At 64.8% G+C, this 13,735-nt stretch carries 12 protein-coding genes; 8 read left to right on the top strand and 4 right to left on the bottom strand.

Annotated features, from left to right (window positions below; genetic code table 11):
- Positions 1-215: 215 nt before the first annotated feature.
- The 3 genes from NH448_RS18555 (at position 216) to NH448_RS18545 (ending at position 5,034) form a co-directional block, all read left to right on the top strand.
- Positions 216-1,310, top strand: coding sequence for a branched-chain amino acid aminotransferase (locus tag NH448_RS18555; RefSeq protein ID WP_045994721.1), 1,095 nt, complete (start codon positions 216-218; stop codon positions 1,308-1,310).
- A gap of 66 nt (positions 1,311-1,376) precedes the next feature.
- On the top strand, positions 1,377-1,955 hold the full coding sequence (locus NH448_RS18550) for a DNA polymerase III subunit chi (protein ID WP_253029216.1): 579 nt from the start codon (positions 1,377-1,379) through the stop codon (positions 1,953-1,955).
- A 232-nt stretch (positions 1,956-2,187) separates the two neighbouring features.
- Positions 2,188-5,034, top strand: a complete 2,847-nt coding sequence (locus NH448_RS18545) for a valine--tRNA ligase (protein WP_253029215.1) — start codon at positions 2,188-2,190, stop codon at positions 5,032-5,034.
- Between the two features lie 117 nt (positions 5,035-5,151).
- On the opposite strand, the gene NH448_RS18540 is transcribed toward NH448_RS18545, so the two are convergent.
- A complete protein-coding gene (locus NH448_RS18540; RefSeq protein WP_222515695.1) occupies positions 5,152-5,397 on the bottom strand; it encodes a helix-hairpin-helix domain-containing protein in 246 nt (81 codons plus the stop codon).
- Between the two features lie 267 nt (positions 5,398-5,664).
- Here NH448_RS18540 and NH448_RS18535 point away from each other — a divergent pair, with 267 nt between their 5' ends.
- Positions 5,665-6,471: a hypothetical protein gene (locus NH448_RS18535; protein WP_253029214.1), complete on the top strand. Its 807-nt coding sequence runs from the start codon at positions 5,665-5,667 to the stop codon at positions 6,469-6,471.
- Between the two features lie 24 nt (positions 6,472-6,495).
- On the opposite strand, the gene NH448_RS18530 is transcribed toward NH448_RS18535, so the two are convergent.
- Positions 6,496-6,957, bottom strand: coding sequence for an META domain-containing protein (locus NH448_RS18530; protein WP_108131218.1), 462 nt, complete (start codon positions 6,955-6,957; stop codon positions 6,496-6,498).
- Positions 6,958-7,183: 226 nt separating this feature from the next.
- Here NH448_RS18530 and NH448_RS18525 point away from each other — a divergent pair, with 226 nt between their 5' ends.
- From NH448_RS18525 to NH448_RS18510, 4 genes are all read left to right on the top strand, one after another.
- Positions 7,184-7,588: a DoxX family protein gene (locus NH448_RS18525; RefSeq protein ID WP_213230496.1), complete on the top strand. Its 405-nt coding sequence runs from the start codon at positions 7,184-7,186 to the stop codon at positions 7,586-7,588.
- Positions 7,589-7,860: 272 nt separating this feature from the next.
- Positions 7,861-9,324, top strand: coding sequence for a DASS family sodium-coupled anion symporter (locus tag NH448_RS18520; RefSeq protein ID WP_213230498.1), 1,464 nt, complete (start codon positions 7,861-7,863; stop codon positions 9,322-9,324).
- Between the two features lie 605 nt (positions 9,325-9,929).
- Positions 9,930-10,394: an NfeD family protein gene (locus NH448_RS18515; RefSeq protein ID WP_253029213.1), complete on the top strand. Its 465-nt coding sequence runs from the start codon at positions 9,930-9,932 to the stop codon at positions 10,392-10,394.
- 140 nt (positions 10,395-10,534) lie between these two features.
- Complete coding sequence (locus tag NH448_RS18510; protein WP_253029226.1) at positions 10,535-11,569, top strand: SPFH domain-containing protein; 1,035 nt, start codon at positions 10,535-10,537, stop codon at positions 11,567-11,569.
- A gap of 176 nt (positions 11,570-11,745) precedes the next feature.
- On the opposite strand, the gene rpoH is transcribed toward NH448_RS18510, so the two are convergent.
- Complete coding sequence (rpoH, locus tag NH448_RS18505) at positions 11,746-12,612, bottom strand: RNA polymerase sigma factor RpoH (protein WP_045991302.1); 867 nt, start codon at positions 12,610-12,612, stop codon at positions 11,746-11,748.
- A 130-nt stretch (positions 12,613-12,742) separates the two neighbouring features.
- On the bottom strand, positions 12,743-13,669 hold the full coding sequence (ftsX, locus tag NH448_RS18500; RefSeq protein ID WP_253029225.1) for a permease-like cell division protein FtsX: 927 nt from the start codon (positions 13,667-13,669) through the stop codon (positions 12,743-12,745).
- Positions 13,670-13,735 lie beyond the last annotated feature (66 nt).

Here is a 13,735-nt window from a genome sequence, read left to right as displayed (position 1 = left end):
CGCCGACAGACGTCGGCACCCGCCCCGGCGGGCTTCCCCGTCCTACAGGCTTTCCCGACCCACAGGCTTTCCCGAAAGGGCGAGCCTGTGTCATTCTGATTCCATCGGCAGGCGCGATGCCTGCCCACCCCATCCCGGTCGAGCCCCCTGACTCGACCTCGATCCGCTGTCGCCGCAGAGCCCTTGCGGCGCGATACGATTCTGGAGAACGACCCGTGTCCATCCAAGGCTTCTCGCTCGAGCCCAACGCCAACGCCACCGACGCGAGCATCCGTAACACCATTCTCGAGAACCCGGGCTTCGGTCGTCACTTCACCGACCACATGGCCCACATCCGCTGGACCGAGGACGCCGGCTTCCACGGCCATCAGGTACGTCCCTACGGCCCGCTGTCACTGGACCCGGCCGCCTCGGTGCTGCACTACGCCCAGGAAATCTTCGAGGGCATGAAGGCCTACCGCCACGCCGACGGCAGCGTCTGGACCTTCCGCCCGGAAAAGAACGCCGCGCGCTTTCGCGCCAGCGCCCGTCGCCTGGCCCTGCCGGAACTGTCCGACGAGGACTTCATCGGTGCGGTCAAGGCACTGGTCGCCCAGGACATCGACTGGGTGCCGACGCCGGCAAGCGCAGCCGAGGAATCCAGCCTCTACCTGCGCCCCTTCATGATCGCCTCCGAGGCCTTCCTTGGCGTGCGCCCGTCCAAGGAGGTGGACTTCTACGTCATCGCCTCGCCGGTGGCGGCCTACTTCAAGGGTGGGGTCAAGCCGGTATCGATCTGGCTGTCGTCGAACTACAACCGCGCCGCCCCCGGCGGCACCGGCTACGCCAAGTGCGGCGGCAACTACGCCGCCTCGCTGCTGGCCCAGAAGGAAGCCGCCGACCACGGCTGCGACCAGGTGGCCTTCCTCGACGCCGTGGAAAACACCTGGATCGAGGAACTCGGCGGCATGAACCTGTTCTTCGTCACCCGCGACGGCCGCCTGGTCACCCCGCGCCTGACCGGCACCATCCTCGAGGGGGTGACCCGGGATTCCATGCTCGAATTGGCCAAGGATGAAGGCCTGACCCCGGAAGAGCGCCCCATCAGCATCGACGAGTGGCGCGATGGCGTGGCCTCCGGCGAAATCACCGAAGTCTTTGCCTGCGGTACCGCCGCGGTCATCACCCCCATCGGGCGACTGGTCAGCGAGGACGGCGTGATCGAGCACCCCGAGGGCAACGAGGTGGCCAGCCGACTGCGCAAGCGTCTGCTCGACATCCAGTACGGCCGTGTCGAAGACACCCATGGCTGGCTGACCCGTCTTGCCTGATCCGGCTCCTTCCCTACTAAAAGGCCGCCCCCGGGCGGCCTTCGTTCAGCCATCAAGTCAGAGCGCATGACCAAGATCGACTTCTACATCCTGCCGGACACCACCCTCGAGGCCCGCCTCGCCTTCGCCTGTCGGCTGACCGAGACCATCGCCCGCAAGGGCTATCGGCTCTACCTGTACGCCGAAGACGAAGCCATGGCCCGGGAGCTCGACCAGCGTCTGTGGGACTTTCGTCCCGACGCCTTCGTCCCCCATGCGCTCGAGGCTGGGGGCGGGGCCGATGCAAGAGCGGCCGGGGGCGGGGCCGATGCAAGAGAGCCCGGGGGCGGGGCCGATGCAAGAGCGGCTGGGGGCGGGGCCGGTATGCAAGAGCCCGGCGGCGGGTCGCACGAGGCCGGTATCGAGAACGCAAGGCCGGTCCCCGTCACCATCGGCTGGCAGGGCCCGCCGCAAAGCCTCGACCCGCCGCCCCAGGCGATGCTCAATCTGTCGCCGGAAATCCCCGAGTGGTTCTCTCGCTTCGAGCGAGTGGCCGAGATCATCAACCAGCACCAGGACGTGCTGACAGTCAAGCGCGAGTGCTGGAAAACCTACAAGCAGCGCGGCTACCCGGTCACACCGCACCACCTCAAGGGTCAGGGGTAGGCTCCTGTCACCAAATCCTCTGGACACTGCCGGTCATCCCGTCAGCCCCTGACGCCCCGCGTCGGATCAGGGTATAATCGAGCCCATTTTTCGCAGGCCTCACTCGCGCAACCGCTCTTCGGCGGGAAGCTTGCGAGCCCGAGCGCCGGCTGTCGAACTCCAAGCCCAGCGCCATGCGCGAGCCTCTGTCTCGTGCCTGGCATGCCCCGGGCTCCGCTAGCAAGAGTACCCCATGGACAAGACCTACCAACCCGAAAGCATCGAAGCCCGCTGGTACGAGCGCTGGGAAAACGACGGACGGTTCGCGCCCTCGGGCAAGGGCGACCCCTTCGCCATCATGATTCCGCCGCCCAACGTCACCGGCAGCCTGCACATGGGTCACGCCTTCCAGGACACCATCATGGACACCCTGATCCGCTGGCGGCGGATGCAGGGTCGCAACACCCTGTGGCAGGTGGGCACCGACCACGCCGGCATCGCCACCCAGATGCTGGTGGAGCGCAAGGTCGCCGCCGAGGAAGGCAAGACGCGCCACGACCTGGGGCGCGAGGCCTTCATCGACAAGGTGTGGGAATGGAAGCATGAGTCCGGCGGCCATATCACCCGCCAGCTCCGTCGCATGGGCGCAAGCCTCGACTGGAGCCGCGAGCGCTTCACCATGGATGAGGGCTTCTACAAGGCGGTGCAGGAGGTCTTCGTCCGCCTGTACGAAGAGGATCTGGTGTATCGCGGCAAGCGCCTGGTCAACTGGGACCCGACGCTGAACACCGCCATCTCCGATCTCGAGGTCGAGAATCGCGACCAGCAGGGTCAGTTCTGGCACTTCCGCTATCCGTTGGCCGACGGTGTCACCACCGACGCCGGCCTCGACCATCTGGTGGTCGCCACCACCCGCCCCGAGACCCTGCTCGGCGACAGCGCCGTGGCGGTCAATCCCGACGACGAGCGCTACGCCTCGCTGGTCGGCAAGTTTGTCGAGCTGCCGCTGGTCGGCCGTCGCATCCCCATCGTCGCCGATGAGCACGCCGACATGGACAAGGGCTCGGGCTGCGTGAAGATCACCCCGGCCCACGACTTCAACGACTATGAAGTCGGCAAGCGCGCTGGTCTTCCACTGATCAATGTCTTCTCGAAGACCGCCCATATCCTCGAAGCCGCCGAGGCCTTCGACATCCAGGGCCGTCCGCTGACCGACATCGACACTAGCCTGCCTGCGGCCTACGCCGGCCTCGACCGCTTTGCCGCTCGCAAGGCCATCGTCGCCGACATGGAGGCCAAGGGCCTGCTCGAGAAGACCGAAACGGTCAACAACACCCTGCCCTACGGCGATCGTTCCGGTGACGTGATCGAGCCGCTGCTGACCGATCAATGGTTCGTGGCGGTAGAGACCCTGGCCAAGCCGGCCATCGAGGCGGTAGAAAACGGCGACATCCAGTTCGTGCCCAAAAACTACGAGAACATGTACTTCTCGTGGATGCGTGATCTGCAGGACTGGTGCATCTCGCGCCAGCTGTGGTGGGGCCACCGTATCCCTGCCTGGTATGACCAGGAGGGCAACGTCTATGTGGCGCGCACCGAAGCCGAGGCCCGCGAAAAGCACGGCATCGCAGGCGACGTCGCCCTGACCCAGGACGAGGACGTACTCGACACCTGGTTCAGCTCCGGTCTGTGGACCTTCGGCACCCTCGGCTGGCCCGAGCAGACCGAAGAGCTCAAGACCTTCCATCCCAGCAGCGTGCTGGTGACCGGCTTTGACATCATCTTCTTCTGGGTCGCGCGGATGATCATGCTGACCCTCAAGTTCACCGACGAGGTGCCGTTCAAGACGGTCTACGTCCACGGCCTGGTGCGTGACGGCCAGGGCCAGAAGATGTCCAAGTCCAAGGGCAACGTGCTCGACCCCATCGACCTGATCGACGGCATCGATCTGGAGGCGCTGGTCGACAAGCGCACCGGCAACATGATGCAGCCGCAGAAGGCCAAGGCCATCGCCAAGGCGACCCGTTCGGAGTTCCCCGACGGCATCGAGGCCCACGGCACCGACGCCCTGCGCTACACCTTCCTGTCCCAGGCCACCACCGGTCGCGACATCAAGTTCGACATGGGCCGGCTGGACGGCTACCGCAACTTCTGCAACAAGCTGTGGAACGCCTCTCGCTACGTCTTGATGAACGCCGAGAACGAGGACTGCGGCCGCGAAGGCGGCGAGGTCGAGCTGTCGCTGGCCGACCGCTGGATCGAGGCCCGCCTGCAGCAGACGGTGGATCAGGTCACTCGTGCGATGGAGGAGTTCCGCTTCGACCACGCCTCCCAGGCGCTTTACGACTTCGTCTGGAACGAGTACTGCGACTGGTATCTGGAGCTGTCCAAGCCGGTACTGTGGGACGAAGGCGCCAGCGAGGCCGCCAAGCGCGGCACCCGGCGCACCCTGGTGCGGGTGCTGGAAGCCATCCTGCGCCTGGCCCATCCGATGATGCCGTACATCTCCGAGGAGATCTGGCAGCGCGTGGCGCCGCTCGCCGGCACCCTGGAAGGCGACAACGACTCGCTGATGGCCAAGGCCTGGCCGCTGGCGGATGAGGCGTTGATCGACCAGGACGCGATCCGCGACATCGAATGGCTCAAGGGGGTGATCGTGGCGGTGCGCAATATCCGCGCCGAGATGAACATCGCCCCGGGCAAGCCGCTCGACGCCCTGCTGACCAAGGGCAGCGAGGCCGACCAGGCGCGCCTGAGCGCCAACCGCCTGTTCCTGTCCAAGCTGGCCAAGCTGTCGTCCATCGAGTGGCTCGATGACGCCAGCACGGCGCCGCTGTCTGCCACCCAGCTGGTCGGCGACATGGAAGTACTGGTGCCGATGGCGGACCTGATCGACAAGGACGCCGAGCTCGCCCGCCTGGGCAAGGAGATCGACAAGCAGGACAAGTTGATCGGCGGCGTCGAGAAGAAGCTCGCCAACGAAGGCTTCGTGGCCAAGGCCCCGGCCGCCGTCATCGACAAGGAGCGCGGCAAGCTCGAGGAGTACCAGGCCGCCCGCCGGGTGCTGGTCGAACAGCGCGACAAGATCGCGGCCCTGTAGTCGCAGCGCTCTAGTCGAGTCCCGGCCCAAGCCGGCACGACGTCAGCACCACCCGAGCCGCCCCCGCCACTGGCGGGGGCGGCGCTTTTTTGTCCGCCATGATCTCAAGTCAGGGTCTCAGCCTACCTTGAGTCCTTGCCTGGCACGCACGATGGCGGCCTCCACCGCCGCCAGGGCGCGTGGCGAATTCTTCCAGCAGCTGGTGTTGAGCATCGATGCCACCTGCTCGGCGATCTCCCGGGACTCGAACGTCGCCAGACGCTCGAAGGAGTCGATGCCAAGCTGCTCAAAACGGCTGACGACGGTCGGCCCTACCCCGTGAAGCGCCAGCAATGCTGCTCTCTCTTCGTTGCTGAAGGCCATCCAGCCCCCCCTGTCATAACATCGCTCTTGATTCGTGCCTGCCCCTCGCCTAAGGCAACCGTCTGCGTCGCCTCAGCCTGATCGGATACGACACAGAGATGACGGTATGACTACAAAATTCAGTTTCTTCTATTAAAGCTTTTTGCGGCACAGTGAAGCTGTCAGCACAGCCGCTCCTTCAGGCCAATCGCCGATTCGGCCGCAGATAAGACAACAGAGCGAACAACGACCATACCAACGACTACAACAACAATAGACGCGCACAGCATGACGCACTCGGGCCTTTCCCCCCTGGCGTTCCCTGGCACTGCCGGGCTCGCCGCCCTGCCACGCCTTCGTCGCCGAACACGGCGTGCCCTGCTGTACCTGGCCGAGCTGTGTGGCCGTGTCGACCTTCAACGTCGCTGGCTGAATGCCAACGACCTGCCGCTGGTCGATATCGACCCAAGTCGCATCGCGCGCTGCGTCACGCGCCCTGGCTTGAGCCGTGAGTTGATCAGTGAAGGCGACTGGGACCTCGGCCATGTTGCACCACTTTGCCAGGCACGCCTGAACGAGACCGCTGCAGTCGAGGACATCTTCGCCCACGACAGGCACTTCCACGAGACCGCCCAGTACGCCCAGATGCATCAAGCGGTGGCTCGCTATCGTTCCGGCGAGTGCACCGACCCGGCACAGCAAGGCGCCTACTGGTGTCGCAGCGAGGAGGATATCGCTCGCTACTTCGAGACGCTGTCTCGTGCCTACCACGGCATTCGCCGACACGGCTACAAGACCCAGCAAGAACTGGCTCGCCAACACCCCGACGACAGTCGCCACCCCGATGACGAAATGCAGGTATTGATTACCCGGGATGGCGAGGTCGTGCTCGGCTACGGCGGCTCACACCGCCTGGCCATCGTGCAATTGCTGGGACTAGCTTCCGTTCCGGTGCGCGTGGTGGCGATCCATCCCCGGTGGCTGGATCGCTTCCAACAGCGAAAGCACAGCCTGCGATCCTGCCTGCATCATGCAAGCCGCGCTGCGGCCGACATCTCGAGTACCGCGCCCAGGAGGGACAACTGGAGTCGCTGATCGCCCCGATGAACACTGGCCCGGTCAGCTAGCGTCGCGAAAACCGCCCAGCACCAGCGAGTTGGGGCCGAAGAACACCAGTCGATCGTGGTCGATCAGGTAGCGATAGGCGTTGTCGAGCATGTCGCGGACCTGCTGGGCCCCCTGGGGATTGGCACAGGCCATGCGAGTCGCGGTCAGTTCACCGAAGTCGATACGCTGGCTGTCACCGAAGCTCACTGTGCCGGTGAAGCGATTGCAGCCGTCGCTGCCGCTGACACTGCCATCGGAAGCCACCTCGAAGTACGGCTTCTGCGGCATCGACAGGCGATCGCTGGTGCCCACCAGCAACAGGTTCCAGCGCTTGCCGACCAGCGGGCTCGAGACGCTGCCCGGGGCCGCCGTGTCGCCCCCACCCACCGTGGGCCCAGGCTGGCTGGAGCAGGCACTGAGCGCCAGGGTGAAAAGAGCGAAAGCGGCGGTGCGGCGAAGTCGTGACGGAACCATGCTATCTTCCTTGCAGCTGAGTCATCTGGATAAAGCCTAATATGCCAGAATTGCCTGCGTGGTCCGACCGTTTCGGTGATTCTGGTGTTGCGACCGAAGGCACCATGCCGACGTCATCGCGATCATGCTGCGAAGTCTCGGACAACTCGGCGCGACTGTTTTCTGCCCAACGCCAGAAGTGAAAGGCTCTCGAGTCAAAAAAGCCCCTAGTGAAAAGGAAGTCACCATGCTCAACGCCCTCGACAACGACGACCTGGGAAAGCTGATCCTGCGCCTGGCCCTTGGCGTGATGATCCTGCTGCACGGCGTCAGCAAGCTGATCAATCCCGGCAGCCTGTCCTGGATCGGTGAAACCCTGGCCTCCCATGGCCTGCCCACTGTGCTGGCCTATGGCGTCCTGCTGGGCGAAGTCGTCGCACCTGTCATGGCAATCCTCGGCTGGAACACTCGCATCGCCGGTCTGCTGATCGCCGGCAACATGGTGGTGGCCATCTATCTGGCGCATATGGGTGAGCTGTTCAGCCTGACCAGTAGCGGCGGCTGGGCGCTGGAGCTGCAGGGCATGTTCCTGTTCGGCGCCCTGGCGATGATGTTCCTGGGCAGCGGCCGCTCCGCGATCAAGCCCGACTAGGGACCGTTCACCTCCTCTCGCGCCATGCCGGGCAGTTCCCGGCATGGCGTCGGCTGCAGCCCTCACCCAACTCCTGCACCGTTATCTCCTGCCTTGGCGCTGCGACCTCCTCAACGCAAGTTGCACTCGACATGACCATTTCGACGAAAGTCGTACTTCTGCTTGATGTCCGTCATTCGGACGTCGCTTCGTCTATGCGTAAATGAGCACAACACCTTCGGATTCTCTCTGCGGAGAGGTGATCACTCGATCTTCCCCAAAGGAGCTCGCTTATGCTCGCATTCAAACCGCTTCCCGCCCTGGTCTCGGTGACCCTGGGGCTGGCGCTCTGGTTCGTAATCCCCGTACCTGACGGCGTCAATCCCGAGGCCTGGCACCTGCTGGCGATCTTCGTCGCCACCATCGCCGCCATCATCGGCAAGACCATGCGCATCGGCGCCCTGGCGATCATTGCCATCACCGTGGTCGCGCTGACCGGCGTCACCAACCCTGAAAGCTCCAAGGGCGCGGTCTCCGACGCCCTCTCGGGCTTTTCCAACCCGCTGATCTGGCTGATCGGCCTGGCCATCATGATCTCCCGCGGGCTGTCGAAGACGGGGCTGGGCAACCGCATCGGCTACGCCTTTATCGCCGCCTTCGGCAAACGCACCCTCGGCATCGGCTACGCCCTGTCCCTGGCGGAGCTGACCATCGCCCCGATCACCCCCAGCAACACCGCCCGGGGTGGCGGCATCATGCACCCGATCATGCGCTCCATCGCCGACAGTTTCGGCTCCTCCCCCGAGTCCGGCACCAGCAAGAAGATCGGCGAGTACCTGGCGCTGGTGAACTATCACGCCAACCCCATCACCTCGGCCATGTTCATCACCGCAACGGCCCCCAACCCCTTGATCGTCGACCTGATCGCCAAGGCCACCGACTCCGCCATCTCGATCACCTGGACCCAGTGGGCGCTGGCCGCGCTGTTGCCCGGCCTGGTCGCCATCGCCTTGATGCCGGCGGTGCTGTACGTGCTGTATCCGCCGGAGCTCAAGCGCACCCCGGACGCCACCTCCTTCGCCCGCGAGCAGCTCACCGCCATGGGCCCGCTCGACCGCGCCGAGAAGATCATGATCGGCGTGTTCGGCCTGCTGTTGATCCTGTGGGCCGGTATCCCGGCGATGCTGTTCGGCCCCGAGTTCAAGGTAAACTCCACCGCGGTGGCGCTGCTGGGACTGTCCATCCTGCTGGTCACCAATGTGCTGACCTGGGATGACATTCTCGGCGAGAAGTCCGCCTGGGACACCATCGTGTGGTTCGCCGCTCTGGTAATGATGGCAAGCTTCCTGGGCAAGCTCGGACTGATCGGCTGGTTCTCCGGGGTCATCGAGGAGGGCATCAGCAGCTTCAATATGGGCTGGTTCGGCATGGCCCTGGCGCTGACCGGTGTCTACTTCTACGCGCACTACTTCTTCGCCAGCACCACCGCCCATATCACCGCCATGTACGCCGCCTTCCTGGCCGCCGGTATCGCCCTCGGCATCCCTACCCTGTACATCGCCCTGCTGCTGGCCGGCGCCTCCTCGCTGATGATGTCGCTGACCCACTACGCCACCGGCACCGCCCCGATCATCTTCGGCTCCGGCTATGTGGAACTCGGCACCTGGTGGAAGGCCGGACTGGTGATGAGCCTGGTCAACCTGACCGTCTGGGTCGGTGTCGGCAGCCTATGGTGGAAGGTGCTGGGGTACTGGTAAGACGCCCGGAAGGCGGGTCCGCTCTTGATCAGAGCAGGAGCCTGGTCAATCTGACCGTCTGGGTCGGTGTCGCAGACTCTCTACGGTGGAAGGTGCTGGGGTACTGGTAAGACGCCCGGAAGGCGGGTCCGCTCTTGATCAGGGCAGGAGCCTGGTCAACCTGACCGTCTGGGTCGGTGTCGCAGACTCTCTACGGTGGAAGGTGCTGGGGTACTGGCAAGACGCCCGGAAGGCGGGTCCGCTCTTGATCAGAGCAGGAGCCTGGTCAACCTGACCGTCTGGGTCGGTGTCGCAGACTCTCTACGGTGGAAGGTGCTGGGGTACTGGCAAGACGCCCGGAAGGCGGGTCCGCTCTTGATCAGGGCAGGAGCCTGGTCAACCTGACCGTCTGGGTCGGTGTCGCAGACTCTCTACGGTGGAAGGTGCTGGGGTACTGGTAAGCCCCGTAACACGACAGCCTTTCGGGCCTCCTCACATTCAGCCAAGCGCCACCGCAATCGCGGTGGCGCTGTCGTCTGCGGGCCTCACCGGCTTGCCGGGCCACGGCAGGCGGCGCAGAATCGGACAGGACAGGACGTCATTTCGCTGCTTCCAAGAGGCCCCTCATGGATTTTCTATCTCCCGCGCTGTGGTGGCTACTGGCCGGACTCGCGGCCCTGCTGGTCGAGCTGCTGACCGGCTCCTACGTGCTGCTGGCCCTGGCGGCGGCGCTCGCCCTCACCGCCCTGGCCGCCTGGCTGGGCGCCACTTTCACCCTGCAACTGATCGTCCTGGCGCTCGCCTGCGCCGTGCTGGTGCCGCTGGCGATTCGACAGCTCAGACGACGCGGCCGAGGCGCGAAAAAAGGCTTCGGCGTGGCTGGCAGCGGTGGAGGCCGCGGTCAACGCTTCGTGCTGGTCAGCCGCGACTTCGATGACGCACCCTGCATCAAGCTCGACGGTGATCTCTACCGTGCCAGCCTGGCGGACGAAGCAGGGAGAGGTCCTGCCCTTCGTCCGGGTGACGAGGTAACGCTGGTCCGCTTCGAGGGCACCCAGGCGGTGGTCCGTCCCGCCGGCGAAGGTTCTTGATCCCGGTCATGCGCTCGTTCGGGCAGCGGCCGCCAGACGCTATCGCCACTCGCCCGCCCATTGCCTAAGCTGGCTTTCGGCGGCGGGATGCCGTCGGTCGCCCTGGGCGACACTCTCGATACCAAGGAGGTACCTGCATGTTGCCGTATGCCATAAATCCGGGGCTATTGATTGCCCTGGTGGTCGTCGTCATCGCCGTGATCATGGTGATCAAGGGACTGGTGATCGTTCAGGAGTCCGAGGTGATGGTGATCGAGCGCCTCGGCGCCTACCACCGCACGCTGCAGAAGGGCATCAACTTCATCGTTCCGTTCTTCGACAAGCCAAGACCGATCAAGATGGTGCGCTACCTGCGCAAGGGCCAGGAGTTCACCCCGGTGCTGAGTCAGGAGACCCGCATCGACCTGCGCGAGTCGGTCATGGACTTCCCGTCCCAGCCGGTGGTCACCACCGACAACGTGACGGTGCGCATCGACGGCGCCATCTACTTTCAGATCATCGATCCGGCCAACGCCGTCTACAAGATCGAGAACATGAGTCAGGCGGTGGAGGTACTGGCCAAGACGACGCTGCGCTCGGTGGTCGGCCAGATGGAGCTGGACAAGATCTTCGAGTCCCGCGCCGAGGTCAACGCCAAGATCAAGGAACAGATGGAGGAACCTGCCTCCAAGTGGGGGGTGGCGATCAATCGCATCGAGGTGCAGGACATCGAGATGCCGACGGAGGTCAAGGAGGCCATGCACCTGCAGATGTCCGCCGAACGTCGCCGTCGAGCCACCGTCACCGAGGCCGAGGGCGAAAAGGCCGCGGCCATCGCCAAGGCCCAGGGCCAGAAGGAGTCAGCGATCCTCAACGCCCAGGGCGACAAGGAATCCGCCATTCTGCGTGCCCAGGGCGAAAGTCGCTCCATCGAGCTGGTACTGGGTGCCATGGGCGAAGGCGAGAAGAGCTCCAGGGCGGTCATCGGCTATCTGCTCGGCCAGTCCTATATCTCGATGCTGCCGGAGATGGCCAAGCAGGGAGAGCGTGTGTTCGTGCCCTACGAGAGCTCGGCCCTGCTCGGCGCCATGGGCGCCTTTCGCGATCTCAGCGCCGGTGACGAGGCGCTGGGCGACATTGCCCGCCGCGCAGCCGCCGCTGGCGGCCTAACGGGTGCTGCCAGCGCCCAGGGCTAGGCTGCTGGTACCAGGGCGTGTAGCGACTGGTATAGCGGCTGGTATAGCGGCTCAGGCAACCACCCTACAGCCCTTGTGGCAGTCGCCCTGGTACAAGCTCAGCCACAACTGAAAACGCCCGAACCGTGAGGTTCGGGCGTTTTCGTCCTGCCAGCGGCTGGCGCAATCGATGGCGGTCAGGCCGCCATGCTATCACCCAGACGTTCGCGGATCTTCTTCATGGCGTTCTTCTCGAGCTGACGAATGCGCTCGGCGGACACACCATAGACGTCGGCCAGTTCATGCAGGGTCGCCTTGTTTTCGGCGAGCCAGCGCTGGCTCAGGATATCCCGCGAGCGCTCGTCGAGCTCGGCCAGCGCGCCCTGGAGGCGGCGGGTGGCGTCCTGCTCCCAGTCGCTGTCCTCGAGCTGGGTCGCCGGGTCCTGGCTGGCGTCGTCCAGATAGTGAACCGGTGCCTGATAGGCCGAATCCTCGTCCTCGGACGGTGAAGCATCGAAGCCGGCATCATGGGAGGCCAGACGACCTTCCATCTCGCGCACCACCTCGGGCTTGACGTCCAGGTCCTTGGCGATGGCGTCGACCTCGTCGCTGTTCAACCAGGCCAGGCGCTTCTTGGCGCCGCGCAGGTTGAAGAACAGCTTGCGCTGGGCCTTGGTGGTGGCGATCTTGACGATGCGCCAGTTGCGCAGCACGAACTCGTGGATCTCGGCCTTGATCCAGTGCACCGCGAAAGACACCAGGCGTACGCCCTGGGTCGGGTCGAAACGCTTGACGGCCTTCATCAGGCCGACGTTGCCTTCCTGAATCAGGTCAGCCTGGGGAAGTCCATAGCCGGAATAGCTGCGTGCGATGTGCACGACAAAACGCAGATGGGACATGACCAGACGGCGGGCGGCTTCCAGATCGCCTTCCTGCTGAAGGCGATGGGCCAGGTCCTGCTCTTCATCCACCGTCAGCAGCGGAATGCGATTGACGGCCTGAATATAGCCGTTGAGGTCGTGCCCCGGTGAAAGATGACCCACCGGCAGAAGACTGTTGCTCATGTGCAGGTTGTCTCCTCGAAGACCAACAAGATTTCGGATGCACCTTGGAGGATAAAAATAGGAAGAAGTTCCCCTTTGGTCGTAGACATCCGACGAAACCGTACAAGAAACGGGTGATTACCTGTTGCCGCTAGCGTGGCTTGATGCCCGCCAAGTGGCGGCTGACGGCGATCCAGGCTCCCAACCAGCCCAATAGTGTACTACAAGTCAGCAATGTTGTAGAGCCGACAAGGCCCAGGGTCGGTAGCTGATAGTGCGCGCCGTAGCTGGCCGCCAGCGATGCCACCGGCGCCGCCAGCCAGTCGCTGCCCAGGGTCAGAAGCCCCCACGCCAGCAGTCCGCCGCCCAGGCCATACCAGGCGCCGCTGTACAGAAAGGGTCGGCGTACAAAGGCATGGGTGGCGCCGATCAGGGTCACCACCTCGATCTCCTTGCGCCGGTTCTCCACCGCCAGGCGGATGGTGTTGCCCACCACCAGCAGCACGCCCAGACCAAACAGCACCCCCAGCGCCAGGGTCAGGCGACGACCCAGCTCAGCCAGTTGCCGCAGACGCTCGATCCAGGCCAGGTCGAGGCGCACCTCGGCCACCCCGGACATCGCCGACAGGCGCTCGGACAGCGCCGCCATGGCCTCCGGAGACGGCGTCGTCGGCGAGATCACCACCGCGGCGGGCAGCGGATTCTCGTCGAGCCGCGCCAGGGCATCATCGAGCCCCAGGGATTGCTGGAATTCCGCCATGCCCTGCTCGGCGGTGATCAATTCGGTGGCGGCGACCTCCGACTGAGCCTCCAGCGCTTCCAGGATGCGACCGGTCTCGGACTCGCTCACCCCCTTGTCGAGGTAGGCCGTCAGGGTGGCGCTGGCGTCCAGCTCGGCGTCCACCAGCTTGGCGCTGTCCAGTGACAGCCACAGGGCGCTGGGCAGCACCAGGGCGATGGCGATGGCGAGCATGGTCAAGAGGCTACCCACCGGCTGGCGCACCAGCCGGCGCAGGCTGTCCACACACATGGCGCGATGGTGGCGCAGCCAGGCTTGCCACTGCCCCTGTGCGCGCACCGTCTGCTGACGCGCACCGCGAGGTGACGTCGAGGCCTCCTGGCGGCCGCCCGTACGTGCGGCGGC

The organism is Halomonas sp. OfavH-34-E (assembly GCF_024124525.1).
Classification (GTDB): domain Bacteria; phylum Pseudomonadota; class Gammaproteobacteria; order Pseudomonadales; family Halomonadaceae; genus Halomonas; species Halomonas litopenaei.
Note: the sequence above shows the minus strand (reverse complement) of the source record. Positions and strands in the feature narration are given on the sequence as shown.

Excerpts from the sequence above, each read along its gene's own strand:
- NH448_RS18550 (WP_253029216.1), top strand. The coding sequence starts at position 1,377 with ATGACCAAGATCGACTTCTACATCCTGCCGGACACCACCCTCGAGGCC.
- NH448_RS18545 (WP_253029215.1), top strand. The coding sequence starts at position 2,188 with ATGGACAAGACCTACCAACCCGAAAGCATCGAAGCCCGCTGGTACGAG.
- NH448_RS18540 (WP_222515695.1), bottom strand. The coding sequence starts at position 5,397 with ATGGCCTTCAGCAACGAAGAGAGAGCAGCATTGCTGGCGCTTCACGGG.
- NH448_RS18535 (WP_253029214.1), top strand. The coding sequence starts at position 5,665 with ATGACGCACTCGGGCCTTTCCCCCCTGGCGTTCCCTGGCACTGCCGGG.
- NH448_RS18530 (WP_108131218.1), bottom strand. The coding sequence starts at position 6,957 with ATGGTTCCGTCACGACTTCGCCGCACCGCCGCTTTCGCTCTTTTCACC.
- NH448_RS18525 (WP_213230496.1), top strand. The coding sequence starts at position 7,184 with ATGCTCAACGCCCTCGACAACGACGACCTGGGAAAGCTGATCCTGCGC.
- NH448_RS18520 (WP_213230498.1), top strand. The coding sequence starts at position 7,861 with ATGCTCGCATTCAAACCGCTTCCCGCCCTGGTCTCGGTGACCCTGGGG.
- NH448_RS18515 (WP_253029213.1), top strand. The coding sequence starts at position 9,930 with ATGGATTTTCTATCTCCCGCGCTGTGGTGGCTACTGGCCGGACTCGCG.
- rpoH (WP_045991302.1), bottom strand. The coding sequence starts at position 12,612 with ATGAGCAACAGTCTTCTGCCGGTGGGTCATCTTTCACCGGGGCACGAC.